We start from the raw sequence: 13,272 nt of genomic DNA, 5'->3' as shown, positions 1-13,272 counted from the left end.
AAATCTCCTGCAGCGTCGAAAAACGCTGGCTAACTTCTGCCGACGCGGCTTGTTGCGCTGCGATAAAAAATCCTTTTGTCATTTTCTGTATTGGCTAAAAAACACTTTCCTTATCAGTGTTTTACGAATATCCGGCAGCTACTTTTCGCTGTTGACCTCGGGTTTATTTGATCCAGCGCAAATTCGCGCCGGGACAAAGCTCTAGAGTGTTGTGGTCTGTTTTCCAGGGGATGCCTACCGTGTCTGTCTCAGCCGAGATTTCCAGTCTGATCGAGCCGATCCTGCAGCGCCACGCCTGGCGAGCGGACCGTCTTGTGCAGATCCTGCGCGAGGTCCAGGAAGCCGTGGACTTCATTTCCGATGAAACCGCGGCCCATCTGGCCGAGGCCTTGAAGATTCCGTATGCCCAGGTGCACAGCACGCGGGACTTCTACGCCTTCTTCTACCGCGAGAACCGGGGCCGCTACCGGGTCCTCTTCTCGGACAACATCACCGACCGCATGGCCGGCAACCAGGCCTTGTTCGAGCACATGTCGAAGCGCCTCAAACTCGAACCGGGCAAGGTGTCGGACGACGGGCTGGTGAGCATCGACTATTGCTCCTGTACCGGCATGTGCGACCAGGGGCCGGCGATCCTGGTCAATAACCGGGCGATCACCCGGATGACGCTGCGCCGGGTCGACGAAATCTGCGATCTGATCCGCGGCCAGGTGCCGCTCGACAAGTGGCCGGCCGAATTCTTCCGCGTCGACGACAACATCCGCCGTGCCGACATGTTGCTCGGCACGCCGCACGAGCCGGGCAAGGCAGTGCGCGCGGCGATCGCCCGCGGCCGCGACGGCATGCTCGCCGAAATGAAGCTGTCCAACCTGCGCGGCCGCGGCGGCGCCGGCTTCACCACCGCCGTCAAGTGGGAAGCCTGCCGCAACGCCCCGGCCACGCCGCGCTACATCGTCTGCAACGCCGACGAGGGCGAGCCGGGCACCTTCAAGGACCGCGTCCTGCTCCAGTCCTACGCCGGCCGGGTGTTCGAGGGCATGGTCATCGCCGCCTACACGGTTGGTGCCAGTCACGGCTTCCTCTACCTGCGCGGCGAATACCTCTACCTGCTGCAGCCGCTCGAAGCCTACCTCGCCGGCATGCGCGCCGCCGGTCTGCTCGGCCGCGACATCGGTGGCGTCGCCGGTTTCGATTTCGACATCGAAATCCATCTCGGTGCCGGGGCTTACGTCTGCGGCGAGGAAACTGCGTTGATCGAATCGCTCGAAGGCAAGGCCGGCCGCCCGCGTGTCCGCCCGCCTTTCCCGGTGACCTCCGGCTACATGGGCAAGCCGACCGTGGTCAACAACGTCGAGACCCTGTGCAAGGTCACCGAGATCGCCCTGCATGGTGGCACCTGGTACGAAGCGATCGGCACCAAGCAGTCGACCGGTACCAAAATCCTGTCGGTTGCCGGCGATTGCGCGCGGCCCGGGCTTTACGAATACGCCTTCGGCGTACGCATCGCCCAGGTACTGGAAGACTGCGGTGCCCAGGACGCGATTGCCGTGCAGGTCAGCGGCGCCTCTGGCGTTTGTTTGTCGGAACGCGAGTTCGGCCGCCGGATCGCCTTCGAGGATGTGCCGACCGCCGGCTCGTTCATGATCTTCGGCAAGCAGCGCGACCTGTTCGAGGTGGCGCGCAACTTCGCCCACTTCTTCGCTCACGAATCCTGCGGCTTCTGCACGCCGTGCCGGGTCGGCACGGTGCTGATGAAGGAGATCATGGACAAGATCGCCGACGGCCGCGGCACGCAGTACGAAATGAACGAGCTGCTGCGCCTGCAGCAGGTCCTGAAACCGGGCAGCCACTGCGGCCTCGGCCAGACCGCCGGCAACGCGGTCGCCGACACCGTGCAGAAATTCCGTCCCGCCTACGAGCGCCGGCTGGCCGAAACCGACTTCGTCCCGGCCTTCGACCTCGACGCCGCCCTGTCCCGCGCCCGCGAACTCGCCGGCCGCGACGATGCCGCCGCCCACCTGGGAGAAGAAGCATGAGCGACACCAGCAACGCCAACAGCTTTTCCATCGACGGCCAGCGCATTCCCTTCACGCCCGGCCAGACCATCCTGCAGGCGGCCCTCGCCGCCGGCGTCTATATCCCGCACCTCTGTCATCACCCGGACCTCAAGCCGCACGGCAGTTGCAAGCTGTGCACGGTGATCGTCAACGGGCGCAACGGCTCGGCCTGTACGCAGAAAGCGATGCCCGGCATCGAGGTCGAGAACAACACGCCGACCTTGAACGACAGGCGCCGGGTGCTGCTGCAGATGCTCTTCGTCGAGGGCAACCACTTCTGCCCGGGCTGCGAGAAGAGCGGCAACTGCCAGTTGCAGGCGCTCGCCTACGATCTGGAAATGGTTTCGCCGCACTTCCGCCACGCTTACCCGGTGCGGCCGATCGATACCACCCATCCCGACGTCTGGCTCGATCTCAACCGCTGCATCATGTGCGAACTGTGCGTGCGCGCCAGCCGCGACATCGACGGCAAGAACGTGTTCATGCTCGCCGGGCGCGGTGCCGAATCGCACATCGTCGTCAATTCGCCGAGCGGCCGGCTCGGCGACAGCGCGCTGAGCATCGACGATGCCGCCGCCCACGTCTGCCCGGTCGGCGCCATCCTGGTCAAGCGCGTCGGCTACGCGGTACCGATCGGCGAACGCCAGTTCGACGAGCAGCCGATCAGCCGTCAGGTCGATTACCTGGCCCGCCGGCACATCGCCATCGTGCCGGCGGCCGAAACCGAGGAGCGCTGAAATGAACGCACCGATGAATCCGCGCAAGCTGCGCGTCACCACCACCTCGCTGTCCGGTTGCTTCGGTTGTCACATGTCCTTCCTCGACATCGACGAACGCCTGCTCGAACTCGCCGCGCTGGTCGAGTTCGACCGCTCGCCGATCACCGACATCAAGCACTGCAGCCAGCATTGCGACCTGGCGCTGGTCGAAGGCGGCGTTTGCAACGCCGAGAACGTCCATGTGTTGCGCGAGCTGCGCGCCAATTCCAAGATCCTGGTCGCCTTCGGCGCCTGCGCGGTCAATGGCGGACTGCCGGCGCAGCGCAATCACCTCGACGTCGGCAAGTGCCTGAGCCAGGTGTACCGCACGCCGGACGGCAGCGCGACGGCGATTCCCGACGATCCGGAACTGCCGCTGCTGCTCGACAAGGTCTATCCGGTCAACGAAGTGGTTCGCGTCGACTACTTCCTGCCCGGTTGCCCGCCGTCCGCCGACACCATCTGGAAATTCCTCACCGACCTGCTGACCGGCCGCACGCCGCGCATCGAGCACCCGCTGCTCAAATTCGATTGATCGGAGCACCTCATGTTTGAACTGGAAACCGCCGCCCATCCCGAAACCCTGCGCCGGGTCGCGATCGACCCGGTGACTCGGGTCGAAGGCCATGGCAAGGTCACCCTGCTGCTCGACCAGGACAACAAGATTCACCAGGTCCGCCTGCACATCGTCGAGTTCCGCGGCTTCGAAGTCTTCATCGAAGGCCGTCCCTACTGGGAAGTGCCGGTCACCGTGCAGCGCCTGTGCGGCATCTGCCCGGTCAGCCACCAGCTCGCCGCGGTCAAGGCGATGGACCAGATCGCCGGCTACGGCCCGCTCACGCCGACCGCCGAGAAGCTGCGCCGGCTGCTGCATTACGGCCAGATCGTGCAGTCGCACGCGGTGCATTTCTTCCACCTCGCGTCGCCCGACCTGCTGCTCGGTTTCGACAGCGATTTCACCCGTCGCAACATCGTCGGCGTCGCCCTCGATTTCCCGGAGATCGCCAAGCAGGGCGTGCTGCTGCGCAAGTACGGCCAGGAAGTGATCCGCCACGTTGCCGGCAAGCGCGTGCATGGCACCGGCGCCATTCCGGGCGGCGTGAACAAGGCGCTCAGCGTCGCCGAGCGCGACGAGATGGCGCGTGACATCGAGCAGATGATCGTCTGGACGCAGGGCGCGATCGACATGGTGCGCCGCCTGCACGAGACCAATCCCGGCTTCTACAACGTCTTCGGCGAATCGCCGGGCAACATGATGGGGCTGATGCGCGCCGACGGTGCGCTGGACTACTATCACGGTACCTTGCGTGCGGTCGACGCGGCCGGCCAGACGATTTTCGACGGCGTCGATTACGCCGATTACCAGCAGGTGCTGCAGGAAGAAATCAAGCCGTGGAGCTACATGAAGTTCCCGCATATCCGCAGCCTGGGTGCCGACGACGGCTGGTACAAGGTCGGCCCGCTGGCCCGCGTCCAGGCCGCCACTTTCCTGTCCACACCGCTGGCCGAGATCGAGCGGCAGAAGATGATGGCGCTGGGCAACGGCAAGCCGGTGCATGGCACGCTGTTCTACCACTGGGCGCGGCTGGTCGAAGTGCTGAACGCCGCCGAGATGATCCGCGACCTGCTGCACGACCCGGACATTCTCGGCAGCGAGCTGATGGCCGACCGGGGCGAGCGCCGTTACGAGGCGGTCGGGGTCATCGAGGCGCCGCGCGGCACGCTCTTCCACCACTACCGCGTCAACGAGGACGACCAGGTCACCTATTGCAACCTGATCGTGTCGACGACCAACAACAACCAGGCGATGAACGAGGCGATCCGCACCGTCGCCCGCCAGTATCTTGATGGCCGCGAACTGACCGAGGGACTGCTCAACCACATCGAGTGCGCGATCCGCGCTTACGATCCCTGTCTGTCCTGCGCCACCCATGCGTTGGGCAAGATGCCGCTGCTGGTCGAACTGGTCGATGCCGGCGGGGCGGTGGTCGATCGTCTGAGTCACGGCCTGTGACGGCACCCGTCGTCGTCTTCGCCATCGGCAACCCGAGCCGGGGCGACGACGCCATCGGGCCGCTGCTCTGCGCCCGGCTCGACAGCTGGCTGCTGGCCCGCGGGCTGGCAGGCGGGGTCGAGCTGATCGAGGATTTTCAGCTCAACATCGAACACGCGATCGACCTGCAGGGACGCGCGCTCGCCTTGTTCATCGACGCCGCAGTCAATCAGGAGGCAGCGGTGGTTTTCCGGCAGATCGGGCCGTCGGCGACGATCAGTCATTCGTCGCACGCCTTGCCGCCGCAAGCGGTGCTCCAGGTCTATCTGCAGACTGAAGGCGTTGCGCCGCCGCCGTCCTTCGTCCTCGCCGTGCGCGGCGTCGCCTTCGCCCTCGGTGAGGCGCCGGGGGCGGCAGCCCGGGCGGCGATGGACGAAGCGATGCAGAAACTCGAGAAACTGTTCGCCAAGCCGGAGCTGGCCGCCTGGCAGGCACTGGCCGGCTGAGTTTCAGGCCGTCGGCCGGGCCTCGGCGACGCGCGGCAGCGTAAACCAGAAGGTCGAGCCCTCACCTTCGACGCTGTCGACGCCGATTTCGCCCCCCATCATCTCGACCAGTTGGCGCGAGATCGACAGGCCCAGGCCGGTGCCGCCATAGCGGCGGACCGCCGAACCATCGAGCTGGGAGAAGGGCTTGAACAGGCGGCCCATCTGCTGCGACGGGATGCCGATGCCGCTGTCGCGAACGACGAAGCGCAGGCGGTCGCCTTCTTGCGGCCGGATTTCGAGTTCGACGCGGCCACTGGCGGTGAACTTGATCGCGTTGCCGATCAGGTTGTTCAGCACCTGACGCAGCCGTCCCGGATCGCCGCGCAGCGTCTGCGGCAAATCCGGCGCCAACTGCCAGGTGAAGGCCAGCGATTTCTCCTGGGCGAGCACCGCCAGCAGCTTGCAGGTCTGGTCTACGAGATCGGCGAGGGAAAATTCGACACATTCGATCGGCAATTTGCCGGCTTCGATGCGGGCAAAGTCGAGGACGTCGTTGATTACCGCCAGCAGCACGTCGGCGCTTTGGCCGATGATACCCGCGTACTCCTTCTGCTCGGCATCGAGCGGCGTGTCGAGGAGTAGCTGGGTCATGCCGATGATGCCGTTCATCGGCGTGCGCAGTTCGTGGCTCATGTTGGCGAGGAACTCGCTCTTCGCCCGGCTCGCCTCGCCGGCCAGTGCTGCCGCATGGTGTTCGGCGGCGAGTACGCGTTCGTTGGCGATGGCCAGCGCGAACAGGTTGCCGATGTGCTGCAAGGTTTCCTCGCGGGCCGGTGAGCGTTTCGTCTCGGCGGTGCCGTGCAGGCAGAGGATGCCGAGGCAGGTGTCGCCGAGCAGCAGCGGGACGACGCAGCGGCCGTCGCTGGCTTCAAGGTCACCGACGCAGCGTCTGGCGATCATGACCCGGTTGCTGCTGGCCGCCTGCTTGCACAGTCGGCCGTCCTGGTTGCGTCCGCCGTCGCAGGGCGGAATGCTGCCGTCCGGGGCGGGGAGCTGGATGCGTGGCGGTGGTTCGGCGGCCAGGCCGGGCAGCCCCTGCAGCAGCTTCAACGCATCGTTCAGGCGTTCGTCGAGCGGGCGCGGTTGGTGCAGGCTGCGGGCAATGGCGAACTTGACCTCGGCCTCACGCCGGGCTTCGCGTTCGGCCTGCTCGCGCTCGCAGCGCAGGCTGATTTCCGATGAGGCGCCGCGGTAGCCGCGGAAACTGCCGTCACTGGCGAAAACCGGAACGCCGCTGCTGGCGATCCAGACCTGCCGTCCATCCGGTAGCGTCAGGCGATGCTCGAGACGATGGAAGGCGTGGCGTGCCTGCAGATCGGAGGCCAGCGCCTGCGTCCGCGGGTGTCCGGGGTCGTCGTCAAGAACAATGAAGTCGTCGAGCCGGGTGCCGATCAGCGCCGTCTGCGGCAAACCGAGCAGGGACGCAACATTGTCGGTGAGGAAGCTGAAATGCAGGCTGGCATCGGTTTCCCAGAACCACCAGTCGGAACTGGTCGAGAAGATGTCGGCAAAGCGCTGTTCGTTTTCGGCGAGCGAGACCCTGGCGGCTTGCTGGTCGCGTTCGATGGCGCCGGTCAGACGATGCAGGGCGAAGCCGAGCAGGGCGGCCAGTGCGCTGGCGGCGGCCAGGGCGAAGAGCAGCTTGCTGGTGCTGGCGGCGCGTTCGGCGGTGGTGTCGCGCAGCACGGCCAGCGAGGCGACCGCCCGGTGCTGGTAATCGGGCAGTGGCAGCAGCGTCGCCGACCAGCGCCGGTCGCCTTCGCTGACCGAAAATACCTGATCGGGCCAGCCGCCCGGGTGGGCGTTCCATTGCCTGGCCAGGTCAGCGGGCAGGGCGGCGAAATGGGGGTGGAAGAGGGCGATCTGCGGCTGGTCGTCCCAGTTGCCGGCGTAACCCAGCGCCGCCTTGCCGGCGTCGAAGGCGGCGCGTTCGGTGTGGTGTTTGTCGACGCCGCTGATCAGGGTCAGGCCGAGCGTTTTCTCGATCTCGCTGATGAAGCCATCGACTTCCTGTCCCATTTCGACATAGCCGAGCAACTCGCCGGCCTCATACCAGGGATGGACATGGCGCAGGGTGTAGCTGCCGAGCGGCCCCAGTTCGATGCCGCGCGCTACCTTGTCGTAGGTCGCGGCGTCAGCCAGGGTCTGGCGGTCGATGCGATCACCGCTACGTTGCGGGGCATGGACGCGGAGCAGGACGCGGCGCTCGGGGGTGATGAAATACCAGTGGCTGATGCCGAATTCGTGGGCGATTTCGGCAAAGCGCGGCTCGCTGGCGGCCAGTAGGGCGGCCGCGTCGCGGCGCCGCATCGCCGTGCGCAGTTCCGGCCTGGCCATGGCTTCGGCGGCGAACCAATCGAGATGCTGGCCGCTTTCCGCCAGCCGCAATTGCCAGGACCGGGCGGCTTGCGCGGCGGCCTGACGAGTCAACTCGTTCTCCTGGGCACGCAGGTGCAGGGCGAAGGCGGCGACGAAGATCGCCACCAGACCGAGCAGAGCGAGACTGACCGGGACGAGGATGCGGCGACGGAAAGGAATGCTGGGCTGGAGGGAAGGCATCAACGACCCGCCCGCGGGCGGGGCAACGACGGGTTGCCGGAAGGCCTGCCGGTGTCGGCAGGCCGGGGAAGGTCAGCGATAGACCAGGACCGGAATCTTGGAATGGGTCAGTACCTTGTTGGTTTCGCTGCCCAGAAGCAGGCCACTGATCCCGCGGCGGCCGTGCGAAGCCATGAAGATCAGGTCGCAGCCGGCCTTCTCGGCGGCCTCGATGATCGCTTCGTAGGGAATGTCGCTGGTCGCCGAGGCGGTGGTGCATTCGACCTTCGCTTCCTGGCACCAGGCAGCGACTTCGTTCAGGTATTCGGCGGCTTGCTGTTCGGCCATCTGGGTGAATTTTTCCGGCGTCGTCGGGTCGATCAAGGCGCCTTCGCCGAAATAGGCGATCGGATATTCAGGCTTGGCGTAGAACGCGGTAACGCGGGCGCCGGCTTCGCTGGCAAAGGCCACCGCGCGCTTGGCGGTGGCACGGGAAAGTTCCGAACCGTCGGTGGGAACCAGAATGTTCTTGAACATGCTATACCTCCTGAAATGGTCTGCTGGCGTTGCTTTCCGCCGTTTATGGGTTCATGCTACGCCAAGTCGGGAGGTTTTCAAACATGCGACTTGGCTTTTTCGGTGCCGCTGGCGAAGTGACCGGTTCCTGCACCCTGGTCGATACCGGGGAAGCGCGTTTTCTGGTCGATTGCGGCATGTTTCAGGGCGGCGCCGAGGCACGCGCCAAGAACGAACGGGCACTGTCCTTCGGTTTCGACGTGCGGCGCCTCGACTTCGTGCTCCTCACCCATGCCCACATTGATCATTCCGGCCTCTTGCCGCGCTTGGCGATGCTCGGCTTCCGCGGCCCGGTGTATACCACGCCGGCGACCATCTCGCTGCTCGAAGTGCTGCTGCCGGACGCGGCGCACATCCAGGAAAAGGAAGCCGAGTGGCAACTGCGCAACCGCCATCGCCGGGGGCGCAGCGAGCGCGGCATCCTGCCGCCGCTATACACGGTGATGCAGGCCCAGGCGGCGCTCAAGCTGCTGCGCCCGGTGCCCTACGATGAAAGCTTCGCGCCGCTGGCCGGGATCGGCGTGCGCTTCCGCGATGCCGGCCACATCCTCGGCTCGGCCTCGCTCGAAGTGACCGTCGCCAGCGGCGGCCACAGCCGCCGGCTGGTCTTCTCAGGCGACCTCGGCATGCCCGGCCGGCCGGTGCTCAACGACCCGGCGCCAGCGCCGGCAAGCGCCGACGCGCTGCTCATCGAATCGACCTACGGCAACCGCCTGCATCGCTCGCTCGCCGAAACCGAGGAAGAGATCGTCAACGCCTTCGCGCGCACCCGCGCCGCCGGCGGCAACATCGTCATTCCGGCCTTCGCCGTCGGGCGTACCCAGGAGATTCTCTTCATCCTCACCGACCTGGTGCGGCGCGGCCGCTTGCCGGCGATGAAGGTCTTCGTCGATTCGCCGATGGCCAATTCGGCCACCCGCATCACGCTCGAACACAGCCACCTGCTCGATGCCCCGACCCGCGAACTGATCGCCTGGCAGCAGGCGCATCCGCGCAAGATGGACATCGAGTTCGTCGCCGACGTCGAACGTTCGCGCCAGTTGAACGACATCCGCCACGGCGCGGTGATCATCTCGGCGAGCGGCATGTGCGACGCCGGACGGATCAAGTACCACCTGCGCGAGAACCTGGGCCGTCACGAATCGACGGTGTTGATCGCCGGTTTCCAGGCGGCCGGTACGCTCGGTCGACGCCTGGTCGACGGCGCGAAGCTGGTCCGCATCTTCGGCGAAACGGTGTCGGTCAAGGCGAAGATCTGCACGGTCGGCGGCCTTTCCGCGCATGCCGACCAGGCGGCGCTGCTCGACTGGCTGGCCGGTTTTCACAAGGCGCCCGGCAAGCTGTTCGTGGTGCATGGCGAAAGTTCGGCGTCGCAGGCCTTCGCTGACGCCATCCGCGCCCGTTTCGGCTGGCGGGAGGTGCATCTGCCGCAGGCGAACAGCTTCGTCACGCTGTAAGATCGAATCTGAAGATATCAGGGAGAATCCCATGTCAGGCAATCCGGCAACACAAGAACGCAGTATCGACCTCGACGGGTTGAGCCCGGTCGAGACGGTCGGCAAGGCAGTGAGCAAGGCGATCGATCCCTTCGGGGCGACCACCTCGCTGCTCAACGCGCAGATGGCGTGGCTGATGCATCCGCAGGAACTGACGCGCGCGGTCAACGCGCTCTCCGCCGACCTGTTCGCGTTGCAGGCGCACGTTGCCCGGCGGGCGCTCGGCATTGCGTCCGCCGACGTGATCCAGCCGCATGCTGACGACGCCCGCTTCACGGCGCCGGTATGGAGCGATTCGGCGTCCTGGGACATCGTCAAGGAGTGGTATCTCGCCTTCACCCACCGTCTGCAGGACATGCTCTTCGAAACCCCCGGCATGTCAGACAAGGAACGGCGGCGGGCGGCGTTCTGGTCGCGCAAGTGGCTGAACATGGTGGCGCCGACCAATTTCTTCTGGACCAACCCGGTCGCCATCGAGCGCGCCGTCGCCACTCAGGGCGACAGCCTGCGCCGTGGCTGGGCCAACTTTCAGCGCGACGTCAAGGCGAAGAACATCCAGATGGTCGAGCCCGACGCCTTCACCGTCGGCAAGGACCTGGCGACGACGCCGGGCAAGGTGGTTTTCCGCAACCGTCTGGTCGAGCTGATTCACTACACGCCGACCACCGAGAAGGTGCGGGCGATGCCCATCGTCATCGTCACGCCGTGGATCAACAAGTTCTACATCCTCGACCTGAACGCCAGGAAGAGCCTGGTCAAGTACCTGACCGACCAGGGTTTTTCGGTTTTCATCACCAGCTGGAAGAACCCGGACGCCGAGATGCACGACGTCCGTTTCGACGATTACCTGCTCGAAGGCGTCAATGAAGTGGTGCGCGTCGCCAGCGAATTCTGCAAGGTGCCGCAGGTCCATCTGGTCGGCTACTGCATCGGCGGCACCCTGGTCAGCACCTACATGGCCTGGGCCAACAAGCGTTTCGCCGCCGAGCAGATGCCGGTCGCCCACTGGACGCTGTTCACCACGCTGACCGATTTCGCGCACCCCGGCGACATCGACGTCTTCATCGACGAAGCCTGCGTCGGCGCACTGGAAGAGAAGATGGCCAAGCGCGGCTATCTCGACGGCGCCGAAATGGCCACCTCGTTCCGCCTGCTGCGTTCGAACAGCCTGGTCTGGCAGTACTGGGTCAACAGCTACCTGCTCGGCGAACCGCTGCCGCCTTTCGACGTGCTGTTCTGGAACTGCGATACGACGCGCATGCCGGCGGCGATGCATTCCTACTACCTGCGCGAGATGTACCTCAACAACAACCTGATCAAGCGCGGCAAGCTGAGCATCGCCGGCGAGCCGATCGACCTCGATCGCATCGTCCAGCCGCTCTACGCGGTGACCGCCGAGGACGACCACATCGCGCCGTGGAAGCAGTGCTACCGCATCCGCAAGTACATCAACGTCCAGGCGCCGATGCGCTTCGCGCTGTCCACCTCCGGACACATCCTCGGCATCGTCAATCCGCCGGTCAATCCGCCCAAGCGCGCCTACTGGATCGCCGAACCGGAACGCAACGAGCACTGGGAACACTGGCTTGACCGCGCCGACAAGAAGCCCGGCACCTGGTGGCAGGACTGGACCGCCTGGCTCGGCGAGCGTACCGGCGAACTGGTCGACGCCTACCCGGTGGCCAACCGCAAATTCCCGGCGCTGGCCGACGCGCCCGGCACCTACGTGCTCGAGAAATGACGGCGCTGGTGCGGACGGCCGGTGCCGCAGCCGGCGAAGACCTGCGGCGCATCGTCCGCATCAACGAGGAGGTCAAGGCCGTCGTCGCCGTTGCCTTTCGCATCAACCTGATGGCGCTCAACGCCATCTTCCTGGCCAAGCGGGCCGGCATCAACGCGCGCGGCTTCGGCGTCCTCTCCAACGAATTACGCGTCTTTTCGCAGGACCTGCGGACGCAGATGCAGGCGCTGAACGCGCACATCCACGGCTGCGTGCGAGACGTTTCGGTCGTCCTCCAGGACATCCGCAATACCCGGCTGCTGCGCGCTGCCGTCGCTGCTGTTCCGGCGCGCCAGCTGGATCAACTGGTGGGCCGGCGCGAACGGGCCAACGCCGAACACCAGCAGCATCTGGCGAGCCTGCGCCGACAGTTGCAGCGGGCGCTCGAAGACGCTTTCCAGTTGGTAGAACTGGGCGGTGTGCTGGCCAAGTCGGCGAAGATCGAGGCGGCTTACGGACAAGGCTTTGCCGGGGCGCTGACCCAGGTCTCCGGCGAATTCGACGGCGTCGTCGAGGAAATACGCAGTTCGCTGCAGGCGCTGCAGCGTTCGGATTTTTTCAAGAACAACAACTGAGGCGGGGGCGGGGTGAAGAAGACCAGTACCATTTTCCAGGATGGTGACCACAAGTGGGTGGCCATCGTGCGCGATCCGGAGCGGCCGGGGCATCTGATCGACACCAACGAATATCTGGTCAGCCACGGCGGCCAGGGCATGCTGCTCGATCCCGGTGGCGCAGAAATCTTTCCCGCCGTCTTCTCGGCGCTCGCTGGCGAATTCGATCCTTCCGCGCTGACCGCCATCTTCGCTTCGCACCAGGACCCCGACATTTGTTCGTCGCTGGCGCTCTGGCTGGAATTCAACCCCGGCATGCGCTGCTACGTCAGTTGGCTGTGGGCTGGCTTTATCCCGCACTTCGGCGGCGCGCCGGAGACCTTCGTGCCGATTCCCGACGCCGGCATGGAAATATCCCTCGGCGGCCTGCCGCTGCAGGCGGTGCCCGCCCATTACCTGCATGCCTCCGGCAACTTCCATCTCTACGACCGCAAGGCGAAGATCCTGTTCTCCGGCGACGTCGGTGCGGCGCTCCTGCCGGCCGGCCAGGACGGGCTCTTCGTCGAGGATTTCGATGCCCATATCCGCTACGCCGAAGCCTTTCACCAGCGCTGGATGGGGTCCAACGAGGCCAAGCGCCGCTGGTGCGAACGCGTCGCCGGGCTCGATATCGACTTCCTCTGCCCGCAGCACGGCGCCATCTACCGCGGCGCCGACGTGCAGCGCTTCATCCACTGGTTCGACGCCTTGCCGGTCGGCGTGATCGGCGGCTGAGTCCTGGCTCACCGCTGGCACCGCCCGCAGAAATTGCTGCGGGCATTCTTCATTCGATGCGTAAATCCGTCTAGGGGCTGTTCACATTTGCGGAATTGTGTTTACATCCTGTCTTTTGGATACAAGACATGGATCGCCGAATGCTCACCGATGACCAGTGGTCACGCATAGCGGATTTTCTGCCTGGGAAGTCCACAG

The 13,272-nt window shown here is 65.4% G+C and carries 11 protein-coding genes; 9 read left to right on the top strand and 2 right to left on the bottom strand.

What is annotated here, in order from left to right; translation table 11 throughout:
• The first annotated feature begins 230 nt into the window (after positions 1-230).
• The 5 genes from ACLIIZ_RS14465 to ACLIIZ_RS14445 are packed head-to-tail and all read left to right on the top strand — an operon-like array spanning position 231 to position 5,314.
• A complete protein-coding gene (locus tag ACLIIZ_RS14465) occupies positions 231-2,036 on the top strand; it encodes an NAD(P)H-dependent oxidoreductase subunit E (RefSeq protein ID WP_416693262.1) in 1,806 nt (601 codons plus the stop codon).
• Positions 2,033-2,794, top strand: coding sequence for a 2Fe-2S iron-sulfur cluster-binding protein (locus tag ACLIIZ_RS14460; protein WP_416693260.1), 762 nt, complete (start codon positions 2,033-2,035; stop codon positions 2,792-2,794). Before ACLIIZ_RS14465 ends, ACLIIZ_RS14460 begins: the two co-directional genes overlap by 4 nt.
• A gap of 1 nt (position 2,795) precedes the next feature.
• Entirely contained in the window at positions 2,796-3,350 is a 555-nt protein-coding gene (locus ACLIIZ_RS14455; protein ID WP_416693259.1) for an NADH-quinone oxidoreductase subunit B family protein, read from the top strand.
• Between the two features lie 12 nt (positions 3,351-3,362).
• Positions 3,363-4,829 (top strand): Ni/Fe hydrogenase subunit alpha, encoded by a 1,467-nt coding sequence (locus ACLIIZ_RS14450; protein WP_416693256.1) that lies wholly within the window; start codon positions 3,363-3,365, stop codon positions 4,827-4,829.
• Positions 4,826-5,314: a hydrogenase maturation protease gene (locus ACLIIZ_RS14445; RefSeq protein ID WP_416693254.1), complete on the top strand. Its 489-nt coding sequence runs from the start codon at positions 4,826-4,828 to the stop codon at positions 5,312-5,314. The genes ACLIIZ_RS14450 and ACLIIZ_RS14445 overlap by 4 nt, the downstream gene beginning before the upstream one ends.
• Before the next feature lie 3 nt (positions 5,315-5,317).
• Here ACLIIZ_RS14445 and ACLIIZ_RS14440 read toward each other — a convergent pair whose 3' ends face one another.
• On the bottom strand, positions 5,318-7,915 hold the full coding sequence (locus ACLIIZ_RS14440) for an ATP-binding protein (RefSeq protein ID WP_416693253.1): 2,598 nt from the start codon (positions 7,913-7,915) through the stop codon (positions 5,318-5,320).
• 72 nt (positions 7,916-7,987) lie between these two features.
• Positions 7,988-8,431, bottom strand: a complete 444-nt coding sequence (locus tag ACLIIZ_RS14435) for a universal stress protein (RefSeq protein ID WP_416693252.1) — start codon at positions 8,429-8,431, stop codon at positions 7,988-7,990.
• Between the two features lie 83 nt (positions 8,432-8,514).
• Here ACLIIZ_RS14435 and ACLIIZ_RS14430 point away from each other — a divergent pair, with 83 nt between their 5' ends.
• From ACLIIZ_RS14430 to ACLIIZ_RS14415, 4 genes are read left to right on the top strand one after another with little or no spacing between them, the layout of a single operon-like run.
• A complete protein-coding gene (locus ACLIIZ_RS14430; RefSeq protein ID WP_416693251.1) occupies positions 8,515-9,927 on the top strand; it encodes an MBL fold metallo-hydrolase RNA specificity domain-containing protein in 1,413 nt (470 codons plus the stop codon).
• A 31-nt stretch (positions 9,928-9,958) separates the two neighbouring features.
• Entirely contained in the window at positions 9,959-11,707 is a 1,749-nt protein-coding gene (locus ACLIIZ_RS14425; protein ID WP_416693250.1) for a PHA/PHB synthase family protein, read from the top strand.
• Positions 11,704-12,321, top strand: coding sequence for a chemotaxis protein (locus tag ACLIIZ_RS14420; protein ID WP_416693249.1), 618 nt, complete (start codon positions 11,704-11,706; stop codon positions 12,319-12,321). Before ACLIIZ_RS14425 ends, ACLIIZ_RS14420 begins: the two co-directional genes overlap by 4 nt.
• A 12-nt stretch (positions 12,322-12,333) precedes the next feature.
• Positions 12,334-13,074: an oxygen-binding di-iron domain-containing protein gene (locus tag ACLIIZ_RS14415; RefSeq protein ID WP_416693248.1), complete on the top strand. Its 741-nt coding sequence runs from the start codon at positions 12,334-12,336 to the stop codon at positions 13,072-13,074.
• Positions 13,075-13,272 lie beyond the last annotated feature (198 nt).

The organism is Azonexus caeni, assembly GCF_048146105.1.
In the GTDB taxonomy this organism is placed as follows: Bacteria; Pseudomonadota; Gammaproteobacteria; order Burkholderiales; family Rhodocyclaceae; genus Azonexus; species Azonexus aromaticus_B.
This window is presented reverse-complemented; position numbering and strand designations above follow the sequence as displayed.

Coding starts and splice junctions, on each gene's coding strand:
- ACLIIZ_RS14465 (WP_416693262.1), top strand. CDS start 231: ATGCCTACCGTGTCTGTCTCAGCCGAGATTTCCAGTCTGATCGAGCCG.
- ACLIIZ_RS14460 (WP_416693260.1), top strand. CDS start 2,033: ATGAGCGACACCAGCAACGCCAACAGCTTTTCCATCGACGGCCAGCGC.
- ACLIIZ_RS14455 (WP_416693259.1), top strand. CDS start 2,796: ATGAACGCACCGATGAATCCGCGCAAGCTGCGCGTCACCACCACCTCG.
- ACLIIZ_RS14450 (WP_416693256.1), top strand. CDS start 3,363: ATGTTTGAACTGGAAACCGCCGCCCATCCCGAAACCCTGCGCCGGGTC.
- ACLIIZ_RS14440 (WP_416693253.1), bottom strand. CDS start 7,915: ATGCCTTCCCTCCAGCCCAGCATTCCTTTCCGTCGCCGCATCCTCGTC.
- ACLIIZ_RS14435 (WP_416693252.1), bottom strand. CDS start 8,431: ATGTTCAAGAACATTCTGGTTCCCACCGACGGTTCGGAACTTTCCCGT.
- ACLIIZ_RS14430 (WP_416693251.1), top strand. CDS start 8,515: ATGCGACTTGGCTTTTTCGGTGCCGCTGGCGAAGTGACCGGTTCCTGC.
- ACLIIZ_RS14425 (WP_416693250.1), top strand. CDS start 9,959: ATGTCAGGCAATCCGGCAACACAAGAACGCAGTATCGACCTCGACGGG.
- ACLIIZ_RS14420 (WP_416693249.1), top strand. CDS start 11,704: ATGACGGCGCTGGTGCGGACGGCCGGTGCCGCAGCCGGCGAAGACCTG.